The organism is Maribacter aquimarinus, from assembly GCF_047345505.1.
In the GTDB taxonomy this organism is placed as follows: Bacteria; Bacteroidota; Bacteroidia; order Flavobacteriales; family Flavobacteriaceae; genus Maribacter.
Genome location: NZ_JBLFEO010000023.1, coordinates 19,778 through 33,000 on the forward strand (window position 1 = coordinate 19,778; position 13,223 = coordinate 33,000).

The 13,223-nt window shown below is 53.5% G+C and carries 9 protein-coding genes and 1 tRNA gene; 3 read left to right on the forward strand and 7 right to left on the reverse strand.

Translation table 11 applies throughout. The features are described 5' to 3' along the window. Positions 1 to 171 precede the first annotated feature (171 nt). The 4 genes from ACKWCC_RS14880 to ACKWCC_RS14895 all read right to left on the reverse strand — a co-directional run bounded on the left by ACKWCC_RS14880 (position 172) and on the right by ACKWCC_RS14895 (position 5,388). The gene (locus tag ACKWCC_RS14880) at positions 172 to 1,074 is read right to left on the reverse strand and encodes a histone deacetylase family protein (protein WP_413996774.1); all 903 of its coding nucleotides are present in this window, start codon (positions 1,072 to 1,074) and stop codon (positions 172 to 174) included. A 561-nt stretch (positions 1,075 to 1,635) separates the two neighbouring features. Then, positions 1,636 to 2,907 (reverse strand): serine--tRNA ligase, encoded by a 1,272-nt coding sequence (gene serS, locus ACKWCC_RS14885; RefSeq protein WP_413996749.1) that lies wholly within the window; start codon positions 2,905 to 2,907, stop codon positions 1,636 to 1,638. A gap of 188 nt (positions 2,908 to 3,095) precedes the next feature. Next, positions 3,096 to 4,415: an HTTM domain-containing protein gene (locus ACKWCC_RS14890; RefSeq protein ID WP_413996750.1), complete on the reverse strand. Its 1,320-nt coding sequence runs from the start codon at positions 4,413 to 4,415 to the stop codon at positions 3,096 to 3,098. Between the two features lie 43 nt (positions 4,416 to 4,458). Next, on the reverse strand, positions 4,459 to 5,388 hold the full coding sequence (locus ACKWCC_RS14895) for a bifunctional riboflavin kinase/FAD synthetase (RefSeq protein WP_413996751.1): 930 nt from the start codon (positions 5,386 to 5,388) through the stop codon (positions 4,459 to 4,461). Positions 5,389 to 5,441: 53 nt separating this feature from the next. On the opposite strand from ACKWCC_RS14895, the gene ACKWCC_RS14900 reads away from it, so the two are divergent. Both ACKWCC_RS14900 and ACKWCC_RS14905 read left to right on the forward strand, forming a co-directional pair. Then, complete coding sequence (locus ACKWCC_RS14900; protein WP_413996752.1) at positions 5,442 to 9,224, forward strand: reprolysin-like metallopeptidase; 3,783 nt, start codon at positions 5,442 to 5,444, stop codon at positions 9,222 to 9,224. Further along, on the forward strand, positions 9,221 to 9,907 hold the full coding sequence (locus ACKWCC_RS14905; protein WP_413996753.1) for a hypothetical protein: 687 nt from the start codon (positions 9,221 to 9,223) through the stop codon (positions 9,905 to 9,907). Before ACKWCC_RS14900 ends, ACKWCC_RS14905 begins: the two co-directional genes overlap by 4 nt. A 6-nt stretch (positions 9,908 to 9,913) precedes the next feature. On the opposite strand, the gene pth is transcribed toward ACKWCC_RS14905, so the two are convergent. The 3 genes from pth to ACKWCC_RS14920 form a co-directional block, all read right to left on the reverse strand. Further along, positions 9,914 to 10,480: an aminoacyl-tRNA hydrolase gene (pth, locus tag ACKWCC_RS14910; protein ID WP_413996754.1), complete on the reverse strand. Its 567-nt coding sequence runs from the start codon at positions 10,478 to 10,480 to the stop codon at positions 9,914 to 9,916. 363 nt (positions 10,481 to 10,843) lie between these two features. Beyond that, the gene (locus tag ACKWCC_RS14915) at positions 10,844 to 11,485 is read right to left on the reverse strand and encodes a 50S ribosomal protein L25/general stress protein Ctc (RefSeq protein ID WP_413996755.1); all 642 of its coding nucleotides are present in this window, start codon (positions 11,483 to 11,485) and stop codon (positions 10,844 to 10,846) included. A 58-nt stretch (positions 11,486 to 11,543) separates the two neighbouring features. Continuing rightward, complete coding sequence (locus ACKWCC_RS14920; RefSeq protein ID WP_413996775.1) at positions 11,544 to 12,485, reverse strand: ribose-phosphate pyrophosphokinase; 942 nt, start codon at positions 12,483 to 12,485, stop codon at positions 11,544 to 11,546. A 179-nt stretch (positions 12,486 to 12,664) separates the two neighbouring features. Here ACKWCC_RS14920 and ACKWCC_RS14925 point away from each other — a divergent pair. Beyond that, positions 12,665 to 12,745 (forward strand) — tRNA-Leu (locus ACKWCC_RS14925). Positions 12,746 to 13,223 lie beyond the last annotated feature (478 nt).

Sequence of the window (13,223 nt, forward strand, 5' to 3'; positions counted from 1 at the left end):
AAAAGGCCCGAAAGGGCAAAACACACCTATGCCCAAAACGGGCGGAAAAAGCACCAAAAAGTAGTGGACGGCCACAATAGAACGGTAGTCCGGCCCCAAGGTTGTCCGCGGTAGGATGCACTACAAAAAAAGCACCTTAAACCCAAAATAGGCACGGTCTTACGGTGCTCCCTAGAAGTAGATTTGCTGTGCCAGCCTAAAGGTGTTGGCGTGGGCGTTTACAATGGTCTTGATGTCCGGGGAATACCCACCTCCCATACTGCACTGCACGGGGATGCCGTGGCGGTGGCAGGTTTCCAGCACCACCGCATCGCGCTCCTTGCAGCCGGCCACGGAAAGGCCCAAGGTGCCCAATTTATCCGTGGCAATGACATCCACACCGCAAAGGTAAAAGATGAAGTCCGGGCGCTGTTCCGCGATCAGGCGCGGGAGGGTCTTTGTAAGTTGGGCAAGGTAGGCATCGTCCCCGGTGCCTTTCTCCAGGGGAATGTCCAGGTCGGATTTTTCTTTTCTGAACGGATAGTTGGCCGCCCCGTGCATGCTAAAGGTAAAGACCGTGGGATCACCGGCAAAGATCTCTGCGGTGCCGTTGCCCTGGTGCACGTCCAGGTCCACCATCAGTATTTTTTTTGCCAAATTCTTGGCCTGTAGGTAACGTGCGCCAATGGCTTGGTCGTTCAGCATGCAAAAGGCCTCCCCGCGATCGCTATAGGCGTGGTGGGTGCCCCCGGCAATGTTCATGGCCACCCCGTGCTCCAGGGCAAATTCGCAGGCCTTGATGGTGCCGTCCGCAATGATGCGCTCCCGCTCCACCAGGGCTTCCGAGAGCGGAAAACCTATTTTACGGGCCGCTTTGGGCGGTATCTTCATGTTCACGAGGTCATGGAAATACGCGGCATCGTGCACGGCCAGGATGTGGGTGTCATCGGGGATGTGGGGCTCAAAAAAATTGGCCTCCTCGCAGCTGCCCTCATACAGCAACTGCTTGGGCAACAGTTCGTACTTCAGCATGGGGAACCGATGTCCTTCGGGCAGGGGATGTTTGTAAATGGGGTGAAAGGCAATGTGCAGCATAGGGAACAAAGATCCGTGTAAACGCCCATAAAAGCAATTTTGGCCATCAAAATTAAACCCGGATTATGCATTGGACTTTTGTAATGAGGGTGCAAAGGCCAATAAAATCAAGACTTTTGCGATTGAGGCATAGCCACCGCTATGGTGATTGAGCGAAAGTCAGCGCAGCGATTGATTTTGCAGGTATTTGTGACCGTAATAAAACTTCTAATGCATAATCTGGGTTAAAGGGTTTTGGGTGTTTTGTTATACATCGGGTCCGCAATGGGGCTTGTTTGTACTTTTGATGGCACAGGGGTCATTGGGAGAATTTCATCCTTTACCGGCGGATTCTCAATTTTATGGCGAAACTCGAATGTCCCAATACGTCCCAAGGATTTAACCACGCAGGATATCCCCCTGGAAGACCGAATTGGTGACCAAAAAAAATGAACTTGAAGCACACCAGATGGGCACTGATTTTGAGGTTTTTAAAGGTCTCCCGCAGCTCACGCGGTGACCGCAGGAAAAAATCAGCGATATCGGCGGGAGAAAAACAAAGTAAGCTTTTCCGCCAAAAGATCAATCGATCATCTCAAACCCACAATAGGGCACCAATGCCTCGGGAATCTTGATGCCGTTCTCCGTTTGGCAGTTTTCCAGGATGCCGGCAAGGACGCGGGGCAGGGCCAGGGCACTTCCGTTCAGGGTATGGGCCAGGTGCCGCTTTCCCTCTTTGTCCTTGAAGCGCAGTTTTAACCTGTTGGCCTGGTAGGTCTCAAAGTTGGACACCGAGCTTACCTCCAGCCAGCGGTCCTGGGAGGTGGAGAACACCTCAAAATCATAGGTAAGGGCCGCGGTAAAGCCAAGATCGCCCCCACAGAGGCGCAAAATGCGATAGGGAAGCCCCAATTCGCGCAAAATTTCCTTTACGTGGGCCACCATCCCGTCCAGGGCTTCGTAGGACCGATCCGGATGTTCCACTCGAACAATTTCCACCTTGTCAAACTGGTGCAGGCGGTTCAGGCCGCGCACATGGGCGCCGTAGCTTCCGGCCTCCCGCCTAAAGCACGGGGTATAGCCGGTATAGCGTATGGGGAAATCGGCTTCGTTGAGCATCACGTCCCTGAATAGGTTGGTCACGGGGACCTCTGCGGTAGGGATCAAGTAGAGGTCATCGGCCGTCACATGGTACATTTGGCCCTCCTTGTCCGGCAATTGGCCCGTGCCAAAACCAGAGGCCTCGTTCACCAAATGGGGCACCTGTATTTCCGTGTAGCCGGCAGCTGTGTTTCGGTCCAGGAAATAGGCGATCAGGGCCCGTTGCAAACGCGCGCCCTTGCCCTTGTACACGGGAAAACCCGCCCCGGCTATTTTAACGCCCAGCTCAAAATCAATGATGTCGTATTTTTTTGCCAGCTCCCAATGGGGCAGGGCCTTGCTGCCCAATTGGGGCACCTTGCCCTCGCTGAGGACAACTTCGTTGTCCTCTTCCGAGCTTCCGGCCACCACGGAAGGGTGCGGCACATTGGGGATTTGGTAGAGCACTTGCTGTAGGGCCTCGGCGTGGGCATTGAGGTCTTCCCCAAGGGTTTTGGATTCCTCTTTTAAGGCGCTTGAGCGTTCTTTCAGGGCATTGGCCTCTTGGGCCTTACCGGTTTTGTACAACACGCCAATTTCCTTGGATAGCTGGTTGGACTCGGCCAAAACGGTATCCAGTTGGGTCTGTGCGGCCCTTCTTTTTCCGTCCAGTTCCAGTACTTTGTCCAAGAGCGCTTGGCCATCGATGTTTCTTTTTTTAAGGGCGGAAACAATGCTTTCCTTTTGCTCCCGAATGGTCTGTAACTGTAGCATGCTGGTTCATTTAAACCGCCAAAGTTAAGACAATCCTTTGTTTTGTAAGGTACATTGCCCACAAAGGTGGGCCTTCTGAAGACGGTGGGCCGCAGCGGGCGCACATGGCCGGGCCAAGGGTGTTCCCTGGCGCTCTTTGTGTGGTGCTTTGGGTGCGGGCCGCCCCGCCGATGAGGTTGCCCACGCCGTTATTCCCATGGGGTGGGCAAGATCCAGTCATGATGCCGCCAAGGGTCCCACGGTGTGTTGGCCAAGTCCGTTTTGGAGTCTATGAAAGGGGCATAGGGCCTGCCATTGATGCTCACTTTGGAGTTTTTAAGGTAAACGGACACCTCCTTGCCCTCCTTGGCATGTTCCCGCTTTAGGAACTGGGCAAACTGCCAAGCAAAATCAGGATAGGCAAAGACCTTTCTTTGTTGGTTTTTGGTGAGATATTGCCCGGGGGCGATGACAAGGGTGTCCGCACTGTTTTTGGGCACCACCAGGAAGGTGCCCTTGCCCTGCCGGCTGCGCAGCATCATGCGCCAGCTGAGCCTGTGGCCTTCCTCCGTCCAGAGTACATCGCCCTGCAGCACATGGTGCCGCAGCGGCAATAGGAACTGCACCGCAAAGTAGAGCGAAAGCACCACCACAAAGCCCTTGTGGTAAGAGGGCACTTGGACCTTTTGGTCTGTAAGGGAGGCCGATTTTTTAAAGAAAACGTTCCTTAGTGTCCGGGGCTCAAAAAAGAACACGCAAAAGGCCAGGGACAGGTAGGGGAAGATGCCAATATGGAACACCACCGAATTGAACAGGTGAAAGAAAATGGAGCAGATAAAGGCGAACCGCCGGGTGGGTTTCCAAAGCAGTGCCGGCACAATGAGCAGATCGAACAGAATGCCCACCGTGCCTATGATCTTATGTGCCCAGGGTTCTTGCAGGAGCGGCCCCAGCACCGGGTAGTTGGCCCGGGGGCGCATTAAGATCTCGATCATCCCAAAATCCAGCCAATCGCCATAGAGCTTGGCCACGGAGGCGTACACATAGACAATGAGCAACTGCAGCACCACGATCCATTTTACATAAGAGTGCATGGTGTTGGAGCGTAGGGTGGGTTTTTTTTTGGCATCCACGGAATGGCTGGCGTGGGCCGGAAAGAAGCACATAAGGAGGGACACCAGCACCAACAGGTAGTAATGGTTGTTGTAGGCCGTCTTTTGCATCAGGTAAACACCGGTCCAAAGCAGGGTAAAGGCAACGATACTGGCCCGGTACCGGTAGCCCACCGCAATGAACACCCCCAAAAGGCCCATCACGGCAAAATAGAGGTACATCCCGGTGCCGGGCAGGGGGCGCAACCACTCAAAATCAATGAAAGGGAAGGCGTATTGGGTCTCGGCCAGGTTTCTCCGCACCCAGCCCGTGGCAATGGCCCCAAAGGATTCCAGGGCCACCAGAATACCAAAGAAGATCCGGAACAGGATCAGGGCGGCATTGTCCACCTTGGTGTAAAGAAACCGCTCAAGCATCGTACATACCCTTGGTTTTATCTCCGGAAAGTGTTAAAAAGGATCACCGTTGGCCCAAGAGTTCCAAACAATGTTCCTTGTCCAGTGCCAACTGCTTTTTTAGGCCTTCGACCGAATCGAACTTTTTTTCGCCCCGCAATCTGCCCATAAATTCAACCCGGACGGTCTGGCCGTACAGATCGCCCTCAAAATCAAAAAAATGGACTTCAATGGTCTTTTCCTTCCCGTCCACGGTGGGGTTAAAGCCTATGTTCATCATCCCGTGCACCGGGTTGCCGTTCAGTTCGCTGGAAACCAGGTAGGCGCCGTTCATGGGCACCAGTTTGTAGGTCTCGGGCACGTGGATGTTGGCGGTGGGGAATTGGAGCTTCCTGCCCAGGCCCTTCCCGCGTTGCACGGTACCGCTCAGCATATAGGCATAGCCCAAATAGGCATTGGCGGTCTGTACATCGCCCTCCATCAACGCCCTTCTGATCTTGGTGGAACTCACGGACACCTCCTTTATCTCCTTGGCGGGGATTTCCTCCACTTTAAAGTCATAACGCTCGCCAAAGGCCATAAGGTCATTTATGTCCGCGTTCCGGTTTCTTCCAAAGCGGTGGTCATAGCCTATGATCACTTTTTTGCACCGCAGTTGCTCCACCAGGACATCGCTCACAAATTCCGTGGCCGTGAGCCTTGAAAATTCCTGGGTAAAGGGCTGTACCAATAGGATGTCCAGGCCCATTTGCTCCAGGATGGCCGTTTTTTCGGCAATGGTGTTCAGCAGCTTTATGTCCGTGTCCTTTTGCAGCACCATGCGCGGGTGCGGAAAAAAAGTGAGCACGGCCGATTTGAGCTGGGCCCCTTTGGCATGGTTTATGACCTTTTCCAAGATGGATCGGTGCCCAACGTGAACACCATCAAAAGTGCCAATGGTAATGGCTACGGGATGTGCTGCCTGGTATTTGGAAATGTCGTGTACGGTGAGCACTGATGGTGGAAAATAAAAAGACTTATCTTTGATTGCTAATAAAACGCCACTGAATGGTCGTAAAATTACGTTTAGTTTTTTCAATTACCATACTATTTCTCACCTTTTCGGCGGTGGCGCAGCAGAACCTATGGCAAGCCACCCCGTTCAAGAACAAGGAACGGGTACAGGCACTTAAAAACTGGCAGACCTCCAAGGCCAGCACCTTTGTGCTCAATGAAGAGGCGTTCCGATCTGGTTTGCCGGTGGTGGGAAGCGCAGGCCCAGTGGAGAAAAACATCCGCTTTCCGAACGGCGAGGGCGGCTTCTTCACCTTTAAGGTCAGGGAGTCTTCCATTCTTGCCCCGGAACTTGCCGCCAAATATCCACAGATACGATCGTACAGGGGCGTTTCTGTCAACGAGCCCGGCAAATCGGTACATTTCAGTGTTTCCCATAAGGGCGTCCAGGCCATGGTGCTCGGGGGCACGCCGGAAGACGGTACACTGTACCTGCAAAAGTCCAAAAAGGGGCATTATGTGCTCTATAACCGAAAGGATCGCACCGCCAACGCGGAAAGGTTGGTGTGCAAGACGGAACAGATGCTCGCGGCGCGGGGCTCCAGCACAACCCCCACCGCCAAGCTCATTGATGACGGCACGTTACGGACCTACCGCGTGGCCATATCGGCTTCGGGCACCTACACCCGCTACCACGGGGGCTCCAAGGCAGATGCCCTGGCGGCCATCAATGCCACGATGACCCGCATCAATGCCATTTTTGAACGGGACCTGTCGGTGACCTTTGAGCTCATTGCCAATACGGACGAGGTCATTTATCTAGATCCGCTCACCGACCCCTACACCAACAGCCTGAGCACGGAGGTGCAGGCCACACTAACGGATGTGATCGGGGAAGAAAACTATGACATTGGCCATCTGTTTAACCAAGAGGACAATGCACTGGACGGCAATGCCGGCTTCATTGGTTCGGTGTGCACGGACAATAGAAAAGGGAGTGCATACGCTACGTTGGGCACCCCCGAGGGCGATGTGTTCGATATTGACCTTGTGGCCCATGAAATGGGACACCAGTTTGGGGCCAACCATACTTTTTCGCACAACGGGGAGAGCACCAATGTCCAAGTGGAGCCCGGCAGTGGCACCACCATTATGGGCTATGCGGGCATTACCGGGGTAAACAACGTGGCGACCAACAGCGATGATTATTTCCATTACAGCAGCGTGCTCCAGATCCGCGATTTCTTACAGACCATTTCCTGCGGACAGGCCGTGCCCACCGCAAATACACCGCCCACGGTGGTGGATGTCCCGGACCACATCATTCCCAAGGGCACGGCTTTTGTGTTGGAGGCGCAGGCCACGGACCCTGACTCCCTGGACGTGCTCACCTATACCTGGGAACAGATAGACAATGGCATTGTTACGCGTGCCACCTTTGGCCCCACCAATCCCACCGGGGCCATGTTCCGTTCCCTACCGCCCACTTTGGCCCCGTTTCGGTATTTTCCGCGGCTGGAGCGGGTCTTGAACGGGGAGCTGGTGCAGATCGGGCCCAATATTGGGGATGCTTGGGAAACGGTGCCCACCATAGAGCGCGACCTTAATTTTGCCGTGACCGTACGGGACAATTCCCTAAATGGTGGCCAAACGGTGGCCGATGAGGTCAGGGTCTCGGTCACCAATTCTGCGGGCCCTTTCTTGGTGCGGTCCCAAGACAGTTTGGTGAACTATGTGGCCGGATCGGTACAGACCATTTCATGGGATGTGGCCAATACCAATGTGGCCCCGGTCCTGGCCCAGGAAGTGGATATCTTTTTGTCCTTGGACGGCGGCCTTACCTTTCCCATTGCCCTGGCACAAAATGTTCCCAATGATGGCAGCCACGATATTGTGGTTCCCGGGGTGGAGACGGGCACCGCACGCATTATGGTAAGGCCCAGCAACGCCATTTTTTACGCCGTGAACGCGGCCAACTTCAGTATCCAGGCCTCGGAGGTGGTGCTCAATTTTCCTATGTTGGACTATGAGGTCTGCTCCCCGGACAGCCTGTCCATCGATTTTGACTATGAGACCTATTTGGGCTTTATGGAGCAAAGCGTTCTCAGTGTTCCCTCCCCGCCTCCCGGACTGGGGGTGCTGTTCTCCCAGGACACCGTTTCGGTGGACACCACGGTAACGCTGTCCTTATCCAACATTGAAGCCCTTCCGGTGGGCAGCTATCCCATAAATGTCAGGGCCAGCTCACCATCCTCCGTCAAGGAGCTTACCTTGCAGCTCCGGGTGCTGGACACCGTTTTTGGCCCTGTGGAGCTGCTGGCGCCCGTGAACGGGGCAGTGGATATTTCCAAAGATCTGCTGCTGGAGTGGGAAGATGGCCCCAATGTTACCTTTTATGACGTGGAAGTGGCCACGGACTCGCTATTTGTCAATGTGGTGGAGACGGCCACGGTACCGATCACCAGCTACCCGCCCAACAATTTGGAGAACGATGCCTTTTATTTTTGGCGTGTACGGCCCAGTAACAGTTGTGGGACCGGTATTTTTGGCCCGCCCAACAGCTTTACCACCATACCCTTTAACTGTGCCGTGAAAGCGGCAGATGACCTTCCGGAGAACATCAGTGCCACCGGAACCCCTACCATTACCTCCAAAATGGCCTTTTTTGAGGATTTGCCCGTGGCAGATATCAATGTAAACCTGGACCTGGACCACACCTTCCTGGCCGATCTCACCATAAGTCTAACCTCTCCCGCCGGAACCACGGTGGTGCTGGTGTCCAGTTCTTGTGGGGACGCAAGGAACATCAACGCCGTGTTCGATGATGATGCCCAGGCTTTTAGTTGTTTTGCAAACCCTGCCATCAGTGGAACGGTGAGGCCCTTGGGATCCCTGAGTTCCTTCAACGGGGAGTCCCTATTGGGCGAGTGGATCTTGGAGGTGGTGGACAATGCCCCTTCGGACGGGGGCACGCTCAACGGCTTTTCCCTGGAAGTCTGTGTGGAGGGCCAGTTTAGGCCGGATGCGGACAATGATGGTGTTTTTGACGATGGGGACGACCTCTGTTTAAACACGCCCCTTGGCCAAGAGGTGGATGCCTCCGGATGTGCGGTGTACCGTTTCCCAAAGGAAAACTTTACGGTGACCTTGGAAAGTGAGTCTTGCCGCAATGCCAATGATGGGCAGTTGCAGATCACCCCAAAATTGATTTTGGACTATGGCATTACGGTAAGCGGACCCGGTGTGGATGCCGAACAGGCCTTTACGGATGGCTATACCCTTTCCGATCTGGGCGATGGCAGCTACACCGTTTGCATTACGGCCATGGACGGGGACCTGGTCTATGAGGAACAATGCCTGGAAGTGGTGATCTCCCAACCCGAAGCCCTCAACGTTGCCGCCAAAGTGGCCACGGACGGCCAAACCGTGGTACTGGACCTGAGGGGGGCGGACCTGTACAACGTGGAACTGAACGGTATCACTACCCAAACCAGTGAACAGCAGCTGCGGTTGGCCCTTAAAAATGGGGTCAATTTCTTGAAAGTAACCACCAATAGGGCATGTCAGGGCACTTTTGAAGAGCAACTTCTGGTTATGGGCGCGCCCATGGCGTTTCCCAACCCGTTCAATGAGGCCACCACCCTGTACGTAGCGACCTCGGACGCCCAATTGAACCTTGCCATTTTCAGTTCCGATGGCAAGCTGCTGCGGCAGGGAGACCATCGCTTGCAGAACGGTTCGGTGCCGCTTGATTTTGGCCGTTGGCCTTCAGGGCTCTATTATATTAGGTTCACGGGCCGCTCGGTGTCCGGTACCGTTAAAGTGATCAAGAGATGAAAAAGATATTCCCATTGTTGCTCTGCGTGCTTGCCCTTGTTATGGGGTGCCGGAAGAAATCGCCCCCAAAGCCACCCGAGGCCGTACAGCTGGTCTTTCCGGAGCGCAACAGTGAGTGCACCGAGGGGCAGCGCCTTGGGGCCAATACCACGGAGGTGGAGTTCCGTTGGCAGGCCGCCGAGCATACGGACACCTATGAGCTTCGGGTCACCAACACCAACACCAATACCGTGCAGACCATAAACACCCAAAGCACTTCGGCCAAACTGCCCTTGACCAGGGGCGAGCCATTCTCCTGGTTTGTGCGCAGCCGAAATGCCCAGGTCACGGAGACGGCGAGCAGTGCCACCTGGCATTTTTACAACCAAGGCTCCACCACTACCTTTGCCCCCTTTCCCGCCGGCATCGAATCACCCGAAATGTCCGAAAGGGTCTTTGCGGACATCAACAACGAGGTGCTCCTTACGTGGACCACGGCCGATCTGGACAATGATATTGCCAATGTCCAGGTGTTCCTTTCCACGGAAACCACCGCGGGCACCCTTCTAAGGGAGCTGCCCGCCCGGGCCGTGTCCCTAAAAGTGGACGTTGCCAGCGGCACGGTGTACTATTGGCGCGTTGTGGTCACCGATCGTGAGGGCAACGTCAGTGATTCCGGGATCTACAGTTTTAGGGTCATGTAGGCCAGGTTAGGTATTGTTGTATTGGTTCATGGTCCTGGCCAGGCCCTGGAGCACAAAGGAGGTGACCACTTCGGTGCATTTGCTTAGGCGCTCTTCCATCTGGGCCAGCTCTTCCCCGTTCCATTTTCCCAGCACGTGATCCACTTGCCCGCCCTGGCCAAAATTGGCCCCAATGCCAAAGCGAAAGCGGTTGTACTTGGTACCGCCCAACACCCGCTGTATGTCCTTAAGGCCATTGTGGCCGCCGTCACTGCCCTTGGCCTTGATGCGTATGGTGCCGTAGGGCAGGTTAATGTCGTCCGTAATGACCAGCACATGCTCCAGGGGTATCTTTTCCTTTTCCATCCAATACTTTAGGGCCTTGCCGCTCAAGTTCATATAGGTGGATGGCTTTAGGCAGAGCACACTGCGCCCCTTTACCTTAAAACTGCCCACATCGCCCAGGCGAAGGGTCTGGAAGCTAAAGTCCTGGGCTCCGGCAAGGGCGTCCAAGACCTTGAAGCCAATGTTGTGGCGGGTCTGGGCATATTCCTCCCCGATATTGCCCAGGCCCACAATCAAAAATTTTTTCATACTATCAGGTTCATCTAGAACACGGTTGGAAAACCAGAGCGACTTAAGGTACTGCAGCACGTTGCGGTTTTTAAATGGTACACTTGTACCCTGCAAAGAAATAAAAATTAAGCGATAGCACGAAGTCGGATGTGGGCGTCATTGGCCGATCTGGAATGGAAGGGCCATTTTAGGCTGGGGTGGACCGTAGAAAGGGGCAATATCATTTCCAAATTGAAATTCAGCCCATATATTGATGTTTTTTAGAAGCTCAAAAAAAAAGAATTCAACTTCATTGGTCGGTTTCCAAAGGGGAACTGTTAAAAAAAAGCATCCCAAAATGAACTTGGGATGCTTTTGTTGTCCTTAAAGGGGGCAACCGGTTTATTCCTGGGCCGTACCTTCGGCTGCTTCGCCTTCGGCGCCCTCTGCGGCAGCACCTTCTTCTCCTTCTTCCTCTTCGTCGTCTTCAACAACCGCCGCACGGGCCGTCATTACTTGGACCACAACCGTGGTTTCTGGGTGCAAGATGGTAAAATCATCGTTCAGTAGGGTCTCCACGGAGATGTTCTGGCCAATTTTGAGTTTTGAGATGTCCACATCAAAGAAATCGGGCAGTTTGTCCGGCAGGGCCTTGATGGCCAATTTTCTTTTTCGGAACAAGAGGCGTCCACCGTTCCTGACCCCTGGTGAGTTGCCCTGCAAACGCACGGGTATGTTCATGGTCACCGGCTTGTCATCGAACAGCTGGTAAAAATCAACGTGCAAGATGCGGTCCGTGACGGGGTGGAACTGAATGTCTTGCATAACGGCCCTTACAACCTCGCCGCCATCGAGCTCAATGGCAACGGTATGCGCGTTGGGAGTGTACACTAGGTCTTTGAACGCCAGTTCTGGTGCTGAAAAGTGCAATGGCTTATCCCCTCCGTATACCACGCAAGGAACCTCTCCAGCATTACGTAGGGCCTTCGTTGCCTTTTTGCCCACGCTTTCTCTTTCTGATCCTTTAATTGTAATTGACTTCATTATGTATGTTAAAGATTAATATTCAAACATTGGTTTTGCACTGTTCCGTGCGCCTTGGCTACATTAGGAACTTGGAGGAGATGGAGCTGTTGTTGTGCACGCGGTCCATGACCTCGGCAAACAGGTCGGCACAACTCAGCACCCGCACCTTATCGCTCTTGATCTCAATGGGAATGGAATCGGTGATGATCAATTCCGTTAATTTGGATTTTTCAATTTTCTCGTAGGCACCACCGGACAACAGGCCGTGGGTGGTAATGGCGCGCACGCTCTCGGCACCGCGTTCCATCATCAGGTCTGCCGCCTTGGTCAATGTTCCGGCGGTGTCCACCATATCGTCCACCAGTACCACGTTCTTTCCCTGTACGTCCCCTATGAGTTCCATATGGCTAATGATGTTGGCCTTGGCCCGTTGCTTGTAGCACACCACCACGTCGCTTTCCAGGGCCCTGGAATAGGCATAGGCCCTTTTGGAACCGCCCATGTCGGGAGAGGCAATGGTAAGGTCCTTGAGCCCCAAATTCTTGAGGTAGGGCAAAAAGAGGGTAGAGGCAAACAGATGGTCCACCGGTTTTTCAAAGAACCCCTGGATTTGATCGGCGTGCAAGTCCATGGTGATGATGCGGGTGGCACCGGCCGTTTCCAACATCTTGGCCACGAGTTTGGCCGCGATGGGCACCCGGGGCTTGTCCTTACGGTCTTGCCTGGCCCAGCCAAAGTAGGGCATCACCGCCGTGATGTGCCGTGCCGATGCCCTTTTGGCGGCATCGATCATCAACAACATCTCCATCAGGTTTTCCGGTCCGGGATGGGTGGAGCCAATGATAAAGATGCGGGCCCCACGAATGCTTTCCTCGTAGGAGGGCTGGAACTCCCCGTCGCTGTAACGCGAAAAGACAATGTTGCCCAGTTTGGCCCCATAGGCCTTGGCGATCTTCTCTCCGAGTGCTGTACTCTGTGTACAGGCAAAAATCTTGGGTTCAGGAACTTGGTACGGCATCTGAATGAAATTGGCTTCCCCCTGCACCAGGGAGATGGAACACCCCTGATTTCTAAGGAGGTGCAAATTTAGAAATTAATTTGTCTCGCTAAAGGATAATTGTTGATAATTTTGATGTTGAAAAGAAAATATTTTTTAATTTTGCCTTCCGTTCAAAAGGCGTGAAACCCTTTTGGTTTGCTCGAGTGGCGGAACTGGTAGACGCGCTGGATTCAAAATCCAGTTCCTTTGGAGTGTGGGTTCGATTCCCACCTCGAGTACAAGTAAAGACCTTCCCGTTTCGGGGAGGTTTTTTGGTTTTGGCGGGTGTGGGTTCCCCCGAGGCTTCGGGGCCACCTCGAGTACAAGTGAAGACCTTCCCGTTTCGGGGAGGTTTTTTTGGTTTTGGAGGGTGTGGGTTCCCCCGAGGCTTCGGGGCCGTCCCGGGTACTTGAGAACCTTATTAATCAAATGATTTTCATGGTTTTGTGCTTTTAGAAGTGACAGTTAAGTGACGGTTTTTTTAAAATTTGGCTTGTTAAACATTATTCCAGCTAATTTTATGAAAGTACAGAAATTTAATTTCAACGTTCAGGCCCCATATTCTCGTCATTGTTACTTTTTTATGAGAAGGATGTCGCAAGTTCCGATCCTGCCACCTCTTGCACTTATAACCATGGTCACCTCAAGAAACTGAAGCACTCTTCTTGGTCGCTTGTGTTAAACAAGAATTTCACTTTTCAGTTCAACGGGATTAAA